The sequence below is a fragment of the Hymenobacter segetis genome (assembly GCF_054776495.1).
On sequence record NZ_BAAHBV010000002.1, the window covers coordinates 1,053,702 to 1,068,475 of the forward strand.

Sequence of the window (14,774 nt, forward strand, 5' to 3'; positions counted from 1 at the left end):
TTAGGTATGGGCAGGGGTAAAGGCTGCGGCTGCCCAAGGTTTGGGAGAGCTTGTCAAACAAAGCTAGAGTCACCCCTCACCCCCCTGAAATTTTTCAAACCACAGTATGAAAAATATTAACCCATCCCCCAGACTTATCCTTCACCAACAATGATTTACCCCAAAAATCCCCAACCAAAATATTAGCCCCATATGGCATCTTCTCCTCCTCATTCTAACAAAAACAAGGGCTCCAGCCTCTTAAAAACATCCCAAGCATTACAAAAGCATGGGGCATTCCCATCCCTGTCCTTCACGCCGTCGCATCGTGCCGCAACCAGCCGATGCTCCCCTGCCCACCCTGGTGTGTGGCCACTCACCCAACCGGATATCGGGTTAACTATATCCCCCTTTTACCGTGTAGCAGCCTCGTTCTTCAGACCGCCTGAATGGCCTGAATGCGCGCCTCAAACTCCTCGTTGGGCAGGAAAGACCGGTTCTTTACCCGGGTCTTATAGGTATAAATCGTGTTGATGGAGTAGCCCAGCATCCGGCTGATTTGCTCGCTGTCGTCGATGCCCAGCCGGATGAGCGCGAAAATGCGCAACTCCGTGGTCAGCAGTTGGTCGTCGGCCAGCCGAATGCCCTCCCCTTCCCCGAACAGCGCGTTGAACTGCGCGATGAAATTGGGAAATAGCCGCAGAAATACCGTATCGAACCCCTTCAGCAGCTCGTTGCGCTCGGTTTTGATGTTCACGCCGTCCACCAGCTTCTGCACACCGGCGTACTGTTTGGTAGCCAGCAGCGCATCGAGCCGCTTCTTCAGGGTTTCGATTTTGTCGATGTACTGCGAGTTGTTGTGGAAGTAGAAGCCGATGTATTCCTCCTTAATCTTGTTGGCTTCGTTCAGGTCGCCGTTCAGCTGCCGCAGCACCTCGTTCCGCTCGCGCAGCTCCTGGTTGGTGGCAAAAACCACCCGGTCGGCTTTGCGCGCCTTCCGCAGCTGCCTAAAGCTGATAATGGCAAAGCCTATCACCACGCCCGCCAGCAGCGTCATTATAATCGCATAGGTTTTCAGCGCCTTACGCTGGTTTTCGATGATGTTAATTTTCTGGCCTTCGATGATGGACGAGACGTGGCTAATCTCAAGCTGCCGCTGCCGGGCCTTGTAGAACGTAGCATCCTCCCGCGCCTCCCGGATGAAGGTATAGGCATTTTTCAGGTCGCCCTGGCGGTAGCAATAGTCCGAGAGCTTGAAGATGGCCGTGGTTTCCTTGGTGGCCGTTTTCACGTCGGCAATGGCCGAAACCAGCAGCAGTTCAACGGCCTTATCGGTCTGGCCCGCCAGCTCGTAGAGGTAGGCCGTGGTACTGGCACTCACGGCCAGCTGGTGTAGCGTGAGGTGCGGCAAACGTAATATCTGCTGGTACACGGCCGCACCGGCGGGCACATTGTTGGTCTTTTGCGCCCGAAATTCCTGCACCGATAGGTACTCGTAAGAGCCGGGACGGGCATATTGCAGGGCCGTATCAGCATAGGCCAGCGCCTTGGAATAATACGCTGGCCGGTACACCTGGTCCTGGTTGAAATCGCCCAGGTCGCTGTAGGCCCGGGCTTTCAGAAAATAAAAGCTCTGCTTATCGGCCTTTTTCAGCCGGGCCGGATTGATGCCATCAAGCGTCTCGAAGGTTTCCTTGAACAGGCCCGACGAGAGCAGCACGAAAGCCAGCTTCAACCTGGCAACTTCCAGCTTCTCCGGCTGCTTCAGCTGATTGGCCAGTCGGATAATCTTCTGGCAGTACACAAAGGCCGAATCGTACTTAAACGTCTTGTACTCATCGTAAATGCGCAGGCCCAGGTCAAATTTCGCATCATCATTCACCTCCGCCGAGGCAAACTCGGCTGTGAGCACGGCAATGCGATTCAGGCGTTGCGCATCGTATTCCTTTTTGTGGTCCAACGCTTTATTTAGCTCCACCAGCAGACTGTCAGTCGTGCCCGTGCCCGCCGCCGCACAAGCAGGTACCGCACCAAAGAGCAGGCTACACCACAGGACTAAAAAGAGCTTCACGAAGGCGACAGGAGGTAATTCGGGCGGGGAATGGCCAAAATTAACAGATAGCTGGTGCGTTAGTGGGCACCTCATTCCGCTACGGCAATGAATTCAGCTGCTCTAGCTTCGAAGCGGCCTTCAAACGTGTTAAAATGAAAACAGCCACTCAGTATCGCTACCAAGTGGCTGTTAATCAATGTGGGAAGTAAAGGATTCGAACCTTCGACCTCTTCGGTGTGAACGAAGCGCTCTAAACCAACTGAGCTAACCTCCCATTAAAAAACCTGCAAGCTCTATCAGCATTTGCAGCGGCCTCGGGGCAAACCAAGAGTCCGGCTTTAGAATAAAACAGCCACTCAGATTTCAATCTAAGTGGCTGTTTATCAGTGTGGGGGATACTGGGTTCGAACCAGTGACCCTCTGCTTGTAAGGCAGATGCTCTGAACCAGCTGAGCTAATCCCCCGTGTGGTTGTTTCCGTTTGGGATTGCAAAGATGGGGGGACTTTTTGGAAACACAAAACCTGCTGCTGCTTTTGGGTGCATATTTTTTCGATTTTCGGTCGAATCCGGCAGCAACAAATTCATTTTCAGCGCAAGAAATTTTCGCTGAATTTTAGAAAAAAACTGTTTTGCGGGCTTCAATTAAGGCAAGCAACGTATTCCAGGCCGCTCCGTTAAGGGGTGGAAACAAACTTCTCACTCAACGCTCTCTCCCCGATGGATACCCAACTCCTCCAGAATTACTCGGAACAAGAAAAAACCGCTTACCTGAGCGCCATTGCCAGCCTGGCCACGGCCGACCGGCAGGCCTCGGGCGCCGAAGGCCAGTTTCTGCAGGCGCTGGCGCAGCAGGCCGGCCTCTCGGGCGGGGCTACCCAGCAGGTGCTGGCCGCCGCGCAGGACGCCAACAATCAGACCATTCAGCAGAACCTGGATATCCTCAAAAACAGCGACTTGCGCTTCTCGCTCGTTACCGACCTCATCAGCTTCGCTCGCGCCGATGGCTCGTATGCCAACGATGAGGAAGCCATGATTAGCAAAATGGCCCAATACCTCGGCATCAACCCCGAGCAGAAGCAAACCCTCGAAACCGTGGTAGACCAAGCCGCCAGCGTGCCCCACGACCCGCAGGACCCGGCCAAAACCGGCTTCCTGAGCAGCATCGGCGATAAGCTGTCCAGCGTGGGCATTCCCAAAGGTGCGCTCATGGCCGGCCTGCTGGGCGTGGTGGCCCCGATGGTGATTTCCAAAGTGATGAGCGGCGGCAGCCAGAACCAGAGCGGCTACGGTGACCAAAGCAACTCCGGCGGCGGCGGCTTGCTGGGCGGTAGCATGGGCGGCCTGCTGGGCGGTGCGGCCCACAGCGGCATGGGCAGCCTGCTCGGCGGCCTGCTCGGCAGCGGTATGCTGGGCGGCCTGCTCGGCGGCGGCAACTCCAACGCCACGGCCAATATGCCGCAGCAGGGCTCGGCCATCGGCAGCGGCGGGCTGGGCTCGATGATGTCCATTCTGGGTGGCCTGGGTGGCCGGGCCGGCTCGCAGCCGGCCAGTGCGGGCGGCTCGGGCCTGGGCGGCTTGCTGAATGGCGGCCTGGGCGGAATGCTCGGGGGCTTATTCGGGGGCCGTTAGGACCACGGATTGGCTACGCCGAACTTCGTTTCGCTCGGATTTTTCGGATTCCACGGATTTTGTGGACGACAAAAACTTCCAATCTTTAAAATAGAAAAGGCCACCTCACGGTGGCCTTTTTTGTTATAATGCGCCGTCCACAAAATCCGTGGAATCCGAAAAATCCGAGCGAAACGAAGTTCGGCGTAGCCAATCCGTGGTCATGCTTTAGCCACGGGAGCCGCCACCACGGGCGCGCCGGCAAACAGGCCACCGTGCTGCTCTACCACTTCCACAATGCTGTAGTTAAGGTCTTCTTTCACGTTGAGGTATTCGTCGTAGCTGGTGGTTTCCACGAAGTATTGCACGGTTACTTCCTTGCCGGCGGGCGTGAGGGCGTTGAACTTCATTTGCACGTCCTGAGTCACGAGCGGGTGGGCCTGCATGGCTTTCACGGCGTCGGCAATTATGGTGTGTAGCTGGGCGCTGGTAGTTTTCTGGTCGAAGGTGAGGGTGAAACCTACGCGGCGCGAGGTGCGCAGCGAGAGGTTATCCAGGGGCTTGTCAATCATGCTTTTGTTGGGCACGGTGACGTAGCTTTTTTCGGCGGTGCGCAGGCGGGTGCTGCGGAAACCGATTTTTTCTACAGTGCCGCTCACGTCGCCGGCCGTCACGAGGTCACCCACGCCAAAGGGCTGGTCGAGAAAGATGGTGAACGAGGCAATGAGGTTTTCGAGGCTTTCCTTGGCCGCGAAAGCCACCGCCAGCCCACCAATACCCAAGCCGCCGATGAGGGCCGTGACATTCACCCCAAACACCTGCCCCAGCGCCACCAGTACCGCGATGATGATAAAAAACACCTTCAGCAGGTCCTTGGCAAAGGGCAGAAACTGATTGTCGAGGCGCGTGGGGCCGCTGGTGGTTTCGCGCAGGGCCGCCCGGCGGGCCATCACCAGCAGGGCAAAATCGACGAGCCGCAGGGCCACCCGCGCCGCCGCTACGATGAAGGCCAGCGCCAGCACGCGCAGCAGCAGCACCTCGTGCCAGGGCAGCACGCCGGGGCCGGCCGTGGGGCTGTGCGGGTACGTGAGCGTAGTTCCGGCCAGCACCAGCGTAACGAGCAGCAGCAGCGTGGACAGCGGCTGGATGAGCAGGTTGTGCAGCTCCTCCTCCGTTACGCCAGCGGTGTAGCGCTTGGTGAGGGAAAACAGCAGCTTGCTGAGCAGCCGTGAAAACAACCGTCGGAAAGCGCTGCCCACCAACAGGATGAGCACCGCAATGAGGTATTGCCCGAGGGTATTGCCCAGGAGTTGGTAGTCGAGAAAAGCAGGAAGCGTCATGGGTAGCGATGAATCGTAGCGCGAACGACAAAGTTCGCGCTATGGCCGTCAATCCCTCCCCTACTTGGCCCGGATGGCAATCACCGGGTCCAGGTTAGCCGCCAGCACGGCGGGCACGATACCGGCAATAATGCCGATGCCCACCGAAATAAGCAGCCCCAGCACCACCCGCGCCGCCGACATGGTGAGCGGCAGCGCATCCTGCGGAATCAGCGTCACAAGCCACACCAACAGAATGCCCGCTGCGCCCCCAATCAGGCACAGGAACACCGCTTCGAACAGAAACTGGAACAGGATGAAGAAATTCTTCGCCCCCAGCGACTTCTGAATTCCGATGATGTTGGTGCGTTCGCGCACGCTCACAAACATGATGTTGGCAATGCCGAAGCCACCCACCAGGATGGCAAACGACCCGATAACGCCGCCCACCAAACCAATGACACTGAATAGTTTACCCACAGCCGAGGCAATCATTTCGGGGCGATTCAGGGCGAAATTGTCTTCCTCGCGGGGCTTCAGGCCGCGGATGTTGCGCATCACGCCGCGCATTTCGTATTCCAAATCGAGCAGGCCCACGTCTTCATCGCGGCCTTTCACGGCGATGGTGGCGCTGGGACCGCCGCCGAAACCGGTGGTGCTGAGCGCGAACATCTTCGTGAACATGGGGAACGGGATGATGCAGTTGGCGTCGTTACTGGAAATGGTGATGAGTTTTTTGCCCTCCTTTTCCATCACGCCAATGACGGTGAAAGTCTGGCCGCGCGCCTTGAACTGGCTGCCCAGCGCATTGCCGTGCGGATAAAGATTTTCGGCGATGGTGGCCCCGATGATGGCCACGGGCCGGGCGGCGTCCATTTCCTGCACCGTGAAGTAGCGGCCTTCCTTGATGGGCACGTTGCTCACGACGCGAAAGTCGTAGCTCACGCCCTGGAGCACGCAGTCGGCTACCGAGTTGGAGCCGGCTTTCAGGACGTTGCCGCTGTTGGCGGCGAAGATGGCGATGCCTTTATTATTGGGGCCGAGCTGCCGGCGGAGCTGCTGGTACTCGCGGGGTGTGGGCACGGGGCGCTGGAAATATTTCCACCACGGAAAGTCTGAATCGAAGGCGAAAGGCCATTTCGAGACGTAGATAATCTTGTCGCCTACAAAGTCGAGACTGCTGCGCACGTTGGCTTCCAGCGAATCGACGATGGTGAAAACGGCGATGATGGCAAAGATGCCAACCGTGACGCCCAGCAGCGACAAAACAGTGCGCAACAGGTTGGATTTGAGGGCATCCCAGGCGAAGAGAAAGCTTTCGAGGGTGAGGCGCAGGTTCAACATAAGGGCGGGCGGACACGAGTAAAGCAGCTTCCGGCCCCAAAAGACGGAAACCGGCGGGGAAGTTGCGCCAACTGGCCTTGCGGCGGGCATCCTTATCTGACGTCCGCGAAGCAAAGGACCTTATTACGTCTGAACAGTTTGCCGTAATTCAGGTACTGTAATGGCGGCAAGGTCCTTCGCTCAGCTCAGGAGGCCAGGCGACTAGATGAACGGAGCATTTCTTCAAAAATTAATGTTTCGAAAAAAAGCCGTACTTTTGCCTCCCCAAAATTCCGTATATTCCCCCAAATACTGCCCTATGGCGATGAAATTGCACGAGTTCAAATTTGAACTCCCTGAGGAGCTGGTGGCCATGCACCCCGCCCGCAACCGTGACGAAAGCCGCCTGATGGTGGTGCACCGCGCCACCGGCCAAATTGAGCATCGCAACTTTAAGGATATTCTCGACTATTTCAACGAGGGCGATGTAATGGTGTTCAACGACACCAAGGTTTTCCCGGCCCGCCTGTACGGCAACAAGGAAAAAACCGGTGCTAAAATCGAGGTTTTCCTGTTGCGAGAGCTGAACAAGGAGCTGCGCCTGTGGGACGTGCTGGTGGACCCCGCTCGCAAAATCCGCGTGGGCAACAAGCTGTATTTCGGCGAGTCAGACATGGTGGCCGAGGTGATTGACAACACGACTTCGCGCGGCCGTACCATCAAATTCCTGTTTGATGGCACCGACGAGGAGTTCCGCAAGGCGCTGTACGAGCTGGGCGAAACCCCGATTCCGAAAGAGGTTATCAACCGCGAAACCGAGCCTGCGGATAAGGAGCGGTACCAGACCATCTACGCCGAGCACATTGGCGCTGTGGCGGCTCCTTCGGCCGGCCTACACTTCACCCGCGAGGTGATGAAGCGCATGGAAATCAAGGGCATCGAGCCGGCGTTTGTGACGCTGCACGTAGGCCTGGGCACCTTCCGCACGGTGGATGTGGAAGACCTGACCAAGCACAAGATGGACTCGGAGAACTTCATCGTGACGGCCCCGGCCTGCGAAGTGGTGAACAAGGCCCTCGACCAGAAGAAAAAGGTGTGCGCCGTGGGCACCACCACCATCCGCGCCATGGAGGCGTCGGTGTCGGCCAATGCCCGCATGAAGCCCACGCAGGGCTGGATTGACCGGTTCATCTTCCCGCCCCACGATTTCAAAATCGCCAACTGCATGCTCACCAATTTCCACATGCCGGAGAGCACGCTCATCATGCTGGCGTCGGCCTTCGCCGGCTACCCCCTGCTGATGGAAGCCTACAAACAGGCCATCAAGGAGAAGTATAAGTTCTTCAGCTACGGCGACGCCATGTTGATTCTGTAGTTTGATTAATTAGACGAGCAAAAGGCCCGGCTGCAATGTGCAGCCGGGCCTTTTGCTTTGTCGGATATTTGCGCCTCTTTCAATTCTGCTGTTTATGGCTTTGCCGCGCCCTTCCGTTCATTCATCTGCTCAGTCCATCACCCATCGGTTTGCTATTCTGGTGGCGGGCGGCAGCGGCACCCGCATGGGGGCCGACCGGCCCAAGCAGTTTCTGCTGTTGCGCGGCGAGCCCGTGCTGCTGCACACGCTGCGCCGCTTTGCCGAGCCGGCGTTGGGCGTGAGCGACATTGTGGTGGTGCTGCCGGCCGACCAGCTCGATACCTGGCAGGCGCTGTGCGCGCAGTTCAGCGTGGATATTCCGCACCGGCTGGTGGCGGGCGGGGCCACGCGCTGGGCATCGGTGAAAGCCGGCCTGGCGGCCCTGAAAGCCCACACCGAGGGCCTGGTGGCGGTACATGATGGCGTGCGGCCGCTGGTGTCGCGGCAGGTGGTGGAGCGTACCTACGCCGCCGCCGCCACGCACGCCGCCGCCGCCGCTGCCGTGATGCCCAAGGACTCCGTGCGGCTGGTGTCGGCGCACGGCTCGGCGGCGCAGAACCGCAGCCGCCTGCGCCTGATGCAAACGCCCCAGACGTTCGAAATTGACCTGCTGCGCCGGGCTTATGCCATGCCCGAACTGGCCAGCTTCACCGACGATGCTACGGTGGTAGACGACCTGTGCCGCGTGCAGCTGGTGGAAGGCGACTACCGTAACCTGAAAATCACCACGCCCGAGGATTTGGTTGTGGCGGAGGCGCTGCTTGGGCAGTAGCAGATGCTGTCGCTGGTGCGTTAGCGGTGACAGTCTTCACGTCAAAAAGGCCCGTCCAAAGCTGGACGGGCCTTTTTAGTAGTCAGTGCCAGGATATTTATTTGACGAGACTGACGTGGTTGGTTTTGGTTTTGCCATCCGCTACCACGCGGTAGGTGTAGATACCGGTGGCCAGGAATTCCCCTTTGAGCTTCACCGAACGGGTTTCGCCCCCTGCCACGTCGCCATCAAAAAGAGTGGCCACTGCTACCCCAATGGCATTGTACACCTGCACCACCACGTGCCCCGACTTCGGCACTGAGAAATTGATGGTGGCATCCTTGCTGGTGGGATTGGGGTAGGCTTCCGTCAGGATGCCCTGCTGCAAGGCAGGCGCAGTGGTGGGCGAGGCAGCCGTGGCGACCCGGCCGGCCGAAGCCGGGCAACTTGCGGCCTGCCCCCCACAAATAGTGGCAGCCGAAACACACCCGCCAGCCGCCGCCGAAGCCGTAGCGGTGATGCTAAACCCTTTGCCGGCCCGCAGCACGAACACCAACGGCCCCGCGCTATAAGTGGTGCTTTGCGGATTTGTGCCGTCGGTTTCAGTCACCAGATACGTGGTGCCTGCTACGGGGCCGCAAACCGTGAGGGTGGGCGAGGTGAGCGTGCCGCACAGCGTAGCTTCCTGGATGGTCACGGTAGGCCCGGCGGGCTTGGCATTCACCGTCACGGCCACATCGCTGGTGGCGGCAGTACACACTGGGTTAGCCGAGCTGGTCACGGTCAGGCGCAGGGTTACCGTGCCGCTGCCGCCACTCACGGCGATGGTGGGCGCGTAGGTGCCGCCGTTGGTGATATTGACAGTCAGGCTATTGGGATTATTGAATACGGCCCACGAAGGCGTGCCGTTGCTGCCCGAGCCCGATGGCGAGAATGAGTTGCCGTTGGCACTCAAACACTGCGCTGCCGGTGCCGTGCCCGCATCGGCCGTTGGGTTGGGATTCACCGTCACGGCCACGTCGCTGGTAGCGGCGGTACACACCGGGTTAGCGCCGCTGGTCACCGTCAGGCGCAGGGTCACGGGGCCGCTGCCGCCACTCACGGCAATGGTGGGCGCGTAGGTGCCGCCGTTGGTGATATTGACGGTCAGGCTATTGGGATTATTGAACACGGCCCACGAAGGCGTGCCGTTGCTGCCCGAGCCGGCGAGCAGGAAGGAATTGCCCGCCGTGATGGCGCACTGGGCGGCCGGAGCCGTGCCCGCACTGGCCGTCGGGTTGGGATTCACCGTCACGGTCACGTCGCTGGTTGCATCACCACAGGTAGCACTGGTCACGGTCAGGCGCAGGGTCACGGTGCCACTGCCGCCGCTCACGGTGACCGTCGGCTTAGCCATGGCATCGCTGGAGAAAACCGCACTCAACGCACTGGGCGACTTGCTGAAGACCGTCCACTTGTAGGTGCCATTGGTCCCGCTGCCGTCCAGACTAAACGTGTTTCCCGCCGTGCTGGCGCACTGGGCCGCCGGGGCAGCGCCCGCACTAGCCGTCGGGTTGGGGTTCACCGTTACGGCCACGTCGCTGGTGGCCGCCGTGCAAAGGGGATTCGCGGTTCCGTTCACGGTCAGGCGTAGCGTCACCGTGCCGCTGCCACCGCTCACGGCGATGGTGGGCGCATAGGTGCCACCGTTGGTAATATTGACTGTCAGACTATTGGGGTTGGTTTGCACGGCCCACGAGGGCGTGCCGTTGCTGCCCGAGCCAGCCAGGACGAAGGAATTGCCCGCCGCGATGGCGCACTGCGCGGCCGGCGCGGTGCCCGCACTGGCCGTCGGCACCGGCTTCACCGTTACGGCCACGTCGCTGGTAGCGGCGGTACACACCGGGTTAGTGCCGCTGGTCACGGTCAGCCGTAGCGTTACCGTGCCGCTGCCGCCGCTCACGGCGATGGTGGGCGCGTAGGTGCCGCCGTTGGTGATATTGACGGTCAGGCTATTGGGATTATTGAACACGGCCCACGAAGGCGTGCCGTTGCTGCCCGAGCCGGCGAGCAGGAAGGAATTGCCTGTCGTGCTGGCGCATTGAGTGGCGGGGGCCGTACCGGCGTTAGCCGTGGGGTTGGGGTTCACCGTCACCACTACATCGTCGGGGGGCGACGAGCAGGTGGCTCCCACTTTGGTCACCGTCAGGGTGTAGGTGGTGGTGGCGCTGGGAGTCACCGCAACCTGAGCCGTCGTGGCGAAGGGCGCCGCACTGCCAATTGCCCACGAATAAGTGTAGCCCGATACGGCTGGGGTGCCAATGGTGGTAGAATTACCGGCGCAGACGGCCCTATCCGGGCCAGCATCCGCCGTCACGTTTATTTTGAGGTCCAGCGGAATGGGCTCCACAAAATCCGTCATGTTGGCCGACGAGGACTGGGATGATTTCGTGACCACCCACAGCGTCGATATTTTCCCCACGCAGGTGGTTTGCACATTTCTGTACACGGCAGAAATATCCACGGCCACCTCCGCAAACAGGTTGGTATCGTAGGACGAGCCCCCAAAAGGCGAATACGGCACATTGCTCAGCACCACCCCGTTGGTGCGGCCAAAGGCCGCCCCGGCCGGCGGGGCCTGAATCTGCACCCAGGTAAAAGCCCCGGCTACGGACTGCCACACCTCGTAGTACAGGTTGGGCACGGTGCCGCCGTTCACAAATTCGGCCGTGATTTGAATGTCCCCCGCCGTGCGCCCGCCGTCTGTGCCGGCGCTGGTGAAAGTGCCATTGGTGTTGCGCGTCAGCGTTTTTTGCAGGAACTGGAACGCCAGAAAGCTGTTGCCTTCCTTGGTGGCCCGGTCCCCGGCCATCATCACCCACGTGTCGCCGACGAAGGTGCCCGGCGCGGTGGCGCTTGAGGCCTCTTCGATGAACACCAGCGCGTTGTTGATGTCGTTTTTGGAAGGGTTGGGCCCGCCGGTCTTCCAGGTCACCGCTGTGTTGGGGTTCGAATCAATCTTACTGCCGCCCGAAAAAATGTCGTCCGTAGCCCCGTAAGAGTCGGTTTTATGAATCACCCGCTTTGGGTTGGCAGTTGCGGGCACGGTGCCGGTTGCCGACAGCACGCCGCCGTATCCGGCGGCCGTTAGCGGGTTCGGCAGCCAGTCGCCAGCACTCAAATAGCTGGCAGCATCGCCGCTGTAGGCAGTCAGGTCGCCATCAATCCCGAAGCCATTTGTGACACCAGTTGGCCTAGAATTGGGAATGGGCACCGGGGCCACGCCCGGCGGCACCGCATTTTGGGCAAAAGCGCCGGGGCTCAGGAGCAGCAGCGCCGCCAATAGTGCCCCGGCCGGCCGCCACAGTTTCCGGCCAGGCAGGGTAATGGAATAAAGAAAACGAACGAAAGCGCTTGCTGTAGCAAGCGAGGAATTAAGGGCGCGATAAGCAAGTTTCATGGGTGCGCAGATAAAGGTGAATGGTTGACAGCAGCAGCGTGCATGGCCCGCAAAGCGGCCAGCCGCAGCTTCCAATGGAGAGCCGCAGGGGAGACGAAACCAGCAAGTGAGGGACAATAGCGCCCCATTCCCGGGCTATTGGCCCGGAAAAACCCCGTGAAATCAGAAAGGGTGGCTACTTGTCAGAATGCAACCGGGCGCGCGAAAGCGGCGAGTGTGCAGGCAAGCGGCGGGGATGAAATAAGGGTATTGCTGATGCCCACATCAGCAAAGCGTTAGTATGACCGCCCTTGGGCTCAGGCAGTACGCGGAGGGCACAAGCGTGGCTCCCAGCCTAGGAAGACAGCCACACTCAAAGCAGTATATTCAAATGTATATATTAATTTTATTAAAAAATAGTTACTTTAATTTTATTATTAAAATTTTTAATAAATCCATGCCGGATAGTTCAAATCAAAGCGCATCAGTCTATGTATATGACAGATAAACCACGTCGGCGGCAAGCCAGTACTCCGGTGGCTATTGAGCCGGAAAATCATACAACTAATTGATTTACATCATATAGCCCATACACCTTATCCAGCTATTGCAAGTGAAGCAAGTGGCGCCAGAGACGAAGGCCGCTCAGCCCGGAATTGTCCACCAGGGCAAGGGTTATCCCCGGCTGGGCTTTTGTACTTAGTGGGCACCTGGTTGTATTTGGCGGGCACAATGTCCAAAATATCCGCTTTAGCAGTGTTCATGCCCGTACCCCACATGGCCGTGGGCCAATCGAGCGGCCGCCCACCAAAGCAAAAAGGCCCGTCCCAGCGGAACGGGCCTTTTTTAAACACCAACTAACCGGGGCTTATTTGTCGAGAATAACGCGGTTGGTTTTGGTTTTGCCATTGGCCACTACGCGGTAGGTGTAGGTGCCAGCCGCCAGCGTACCGCCTTTCAGCACCACCGAGCGTTGCTCGCCAGCCAGGGCTTCCCCGTCGAACAGCGTGACCACCGGCCGGCCCATCGCATCGTACACCTGCACCAGCACGTGCCCGCTCTTGGGCACCGAGAAGTTGATGGTGGCGTCCTTGGTGGTGGGATTGGGGTAGGCCATTGTTTGGATATCTTTGGCTCCCACCGTCGATGGTGCAGGGCTGTTGGAGACACGGGCAGGAGAAGGGCAGGTGGTCACAATCCGAGTGGGAGAATTAGTGCAGGTGGTGGCGTCGGAAACACAGCCAGCCGAACTGGTAGCAATGACGCTAAAGCCCTTGCCTTCGTGCATGTTGATTGTCAATGCGCCTGATTTGTATGTAGTAGACTGAATGAGGGATGTTCCGTCCCCCTCATACACATCGTATTTGGTATCAACTACCGGGTTACAAATCGTCAGCTTTGGCACCGTGACCGTGCCGCACAGCGAGGACTCTGTAATTATCACCGAAGGGCCGGGGGCGGTAGCTGGCTGGTCGTTAATAGTAGAACAGGTTTGGGACGAAATACAGCCGGCTGCGTTCTTGCACCGGACGCAGTGGCTACCCGGGGCTAAGTTCCCAAAGGTAGTTGCAGTGCCGAAGGCGCCGCCGTCCAAGTTGTAGGTGAGACCGGTGCCCAAAGGAGCGGTTACCTCGATGCTTCCGGTAGCGCTTGTACAGGTAGTCTGGGTTGGCGTCAGGCTCGGTGCCAAGGGGGCACTTTCGCTACCCAGCGTGAAGTTGAAACTGTACTTACAAGCCGGAGAAGACGAGTCTTTTACGTAAATGGTGTAGGTAGCAGCAGCAAGATTGCTGAAAGTAGCCGAGCTCTGGTACGTCACATCATCCCGGCTGTAAGTATAAGGCGACTTTCCGCCCGTAGCCGAGACGGTGATACTGCCCGTGCTTGCGCCTACACAAGGCTTAACAGACGAACTCACACTAGCCGAGAGCGGCGTAATGATTGCCAGGGAAGGAAGGGTGCCGCACTTAGGAGCAATCTTCGACGGGTCGAGCGGGCACTGGCGATTGGTGTTGTCGGCAGCGTCCGTCCAGGCCAGATATAAGCCCGTAATCGTCAAGGCATCGCCGCAGGTATATGTGATTTTGGGTAGGCCCGAGTTGTTGCTTGAAGAAAAGGAGGTGATTGCATTGGGCGGAACCGGGCCCACGCAGCCAGTTATCGAGGTTGGTGTGGAACTGGTGCCATCAGAATGCCGAATGGTGAGCGTGCCCCAGAACGCAAACGAAGTGCGAAGTGAGCCAGTGGAGTTGTTGATGGCTATTGTCAAATCCGATGTCAGTGTAGTGCCGGAGGTACAGGTAACGCAGCCCGTGCCCGTTATCGAAGCGCTAACCAGTTCCAAATCCTTGGACGTACATCTGTTTGCATTAGGAAAGGTTTGTGCGAGTGCCGTACTGGAGAACATAAGCCCCGCCACCATGAGCAGCAAGAAATGCAGCCAACCAGTAGTGCCCATTCTTTGAGCAGAAGTTGAGGCTAACAGCCATTTAGAAAATGTGCCTTGACAAGCATGAGGTGTATGAGAAATGAGTTTCATGGTCTTGTGGATAAAGGTTTGTGCTTGATATACTAGCAATTGAAGGCGCTGCGGAGCAGCAGCACAGCTAAGCGCGCAATGGCAACCCGTCGTGTTGAGGAGGTCGAAATCGAGGGCCAATAAGGTCCTGCACCCCAGCTGGCGGCTGGGGAAAACCCTGATTCAAAAGTGGGTGGCTACGTGCTGCAATCCTTCGCCACGCCCCTAAAGCGCGGAATACGAATGCGGAATGCGAAGGCAGGTAGTGGCGCGAAAGATGGGCTGTACCATCGAGTGAAACAGCTAAGCCCTGAATGACTGCCTAAAACAGGGCAGCGCACGAGGTCACAAGTCACCGCTCCCGTATCTGCGGGAGGGTGCTTAAATATA

At 58.6% G+C, this 14,774-nt stretch carries 8 protein-coding genes and 2 tRNA genes; 3 read left to right on the forward strand and 7 right to left on the reverse strand.

Going from position 1 to position 14,774, the window contains the following annotated elements; all coding sequences use genetic code 11:
• Window positions 1-415: 415 nt before the first annotated feature.
• From ACYU70_RS14930 to ACYU70_RS14940, 3 genes are all read right to left on the reverse strand, one after another.
• Window positions 416-2,050: a DUF6377 domain-containing protein gene (locus tag ACYU70_RS14930; RefSeq protein WP_342300594.1), complete on the reverse strand. Its 1,635-nt coding sequence runs from the start codon at window positions 2,048-2,050 to the stop codon at window positions 416-418.
• 181 nt (window positions 2,051-2,231) lie between these two features.
• Window positions 2,232-2,306, reverse strand: a tRNA-Val gene (locus ACYU70_RS14935).
• Window positions 2,307-2,421: 115 nt separating this feature from the next.
• Window positions 2,422-2,496 (reverse strand) — tRNA-Val (locus tag ACYU70_RS14940).
• A gap of 254 nt (window positions 2,497-2,750) precedes the next feature.
• Here ACYU70_RS14940 and ACYU70_RS14945 point away from each other — a divergent pair.
• Window positions 2,751-3,662 (forward strand): TerB family tellurite resistance protein, encoded by a 912-nt coding sequence (locus ACYU70_RS14945; protein WP_342300595.1) that lies wholly within the window; start codon window positions 2,751-2,753, stop codon window positions 3,660-3,662.
• 200 nt (window positions 3,663-3,862) lie between these two features.
• Here ACYU70_RS14945 and ACYU70_RS14950 read toward each other — a convergent pair whose 3' ends face one another.
• Together ACYU70_RS14950 and ACYU70_RS14955 are read right to left on the reverse strand one after the other, a co-directional pair.
• Entirely contained in the window at window positions 3,863-4,981 is a 1,119-nt protein-coding gene (locus ACYU70_RS14950) for a mechanosensitive ion channel family protein (RefSeq protein ID WP_342297600.1), read from the reverse strand.
• A gap of 60 nt (window positions 4,982-5,041) precedes the next feature.
• Entirely contained in the window at window positions 5,042-6,304 is a 1,263-nt protein-coding gene (locus tag ACYU70_RS14955) for an ABC transporter permease (protein ID WP_342297602.1), read from the reverse strand.
• Window positions 6,305-6,608: 304 nt separating this feature from the next.
• Between ACYU70_RS14955 and queA the strand changes: the two genes are divergently transcribed.
• Together queA and ACYU70_RS14965 are read left to right on the forward strand one after the other, a co-directional pair.
• Window positions 6,609-7,658, forward strand: a complete 1,050-nt coding sequence (gene queA / locus ACYU70_RS14960; RefSeq protein ID WP_342297696.1) for a tRNA preQ1(34) S-adenosylmethionine ribosyltransferase-isomerase QueA — start codon at window positions 6,609-6,611, stop codon at window positions 7,656-7,658.
• 94 nt (window positions 7,659-7,752) lie between these two features.
• On the forward strand, window positions 7,753-8,469 hold the full coding sequence (locus ACYU70_RS14965) for a 2-C-methyl-D-erythritol 4-phosphate cytidylyltransferase (RefSeq protein WP_342297604.1): 717 nt from the start codon (window positions 7,753-7,755) through the stop codon (window positions 8,467-8,469).
• A gap of 97 nt (window positions 8,470-8,566) precedes the next feature.
• Here the strand turns inward: ACYU70_RS14965 and ACYU70_RS14970 are convergent, their stop codons facing one another.
• Together ACYU70_RS14970 and ACYU70_RS14975 are read right to left on the reverse strand one after the other, a co-directional pair.
• On the reverse strand, window positions 8,567-11,887 hold the full coding sequence (locus ACYU70_RS14970; RefSeq protein WP_342297606.1) for a T9SS type A sorting domain-containing protein: 3,321 nt from the start codon (window positions 11,885-11,887) through the stop codon (window positions 8,567-8,569).
• 847 nt (window positions 11,888-12,734) lie between these two features.
• Window positions 12,735-14,135 (reverse strand): T9SS type A sorting domain-containing protein, encoded by a 1,401-nt coding sequence (locus tag ACYU70_RS14975; RefSeq protein ID WP_342297607.1) that lies wholly within the window; start codon window positions 14,133-14,135, stop codon window positions 12,735-12,737.
• Window positions 14,136-14,774: the final 639 nt, after the last annotated feature.

Excerpts from the sequence above, each read along its gene's own strand:
- ACYU70_RS14945 (WP_342300595.1), top strand. The coding sequence starts at position 2,751 with ATGGATACCCAACTCCTCCAGAATTACTCGGAACAAGAAAAAACCGCT.
- ACYU70_RS14950 (WP_342297600.1), bottom strand. The coding sequence starts at position 4,981 with ATGACGCTTCCTGCTTTTCTCGACTACCAACTCCTGGGCAATACCCTC.
- ACYU70_RS14955 (WP_342297602.1), bottom strand. The coding sequence starts at position 6,304 with ATGTTGAACCTGCGCCTCACCCTCGAAAGCTTTCTCTTCGCCTGGGAT.
- queA (WP_342297696.1), top strand. The coding sequence starts at position 6,609 with ATGAAATTGCACGAGTTCAAATTTGAACTCCCTGAGGAGCTGGTGGCC.
- ACYU70_RS14965 (WP_342297604.1), top strand. The coding sequence starts at position 7,753 with ATGGCTTTGCCGCGCCCTTCCGTTCATTCATCTGCTCAGTCCATCACC.
- ACYU70_RS14970 (WP_342297606.1), bottom strand. The coding sequence starts at position 11,887 with ATGAAACTTGCTTATCGCGCCCTTAATTCCTCGCTTGCTACAGCAAGC.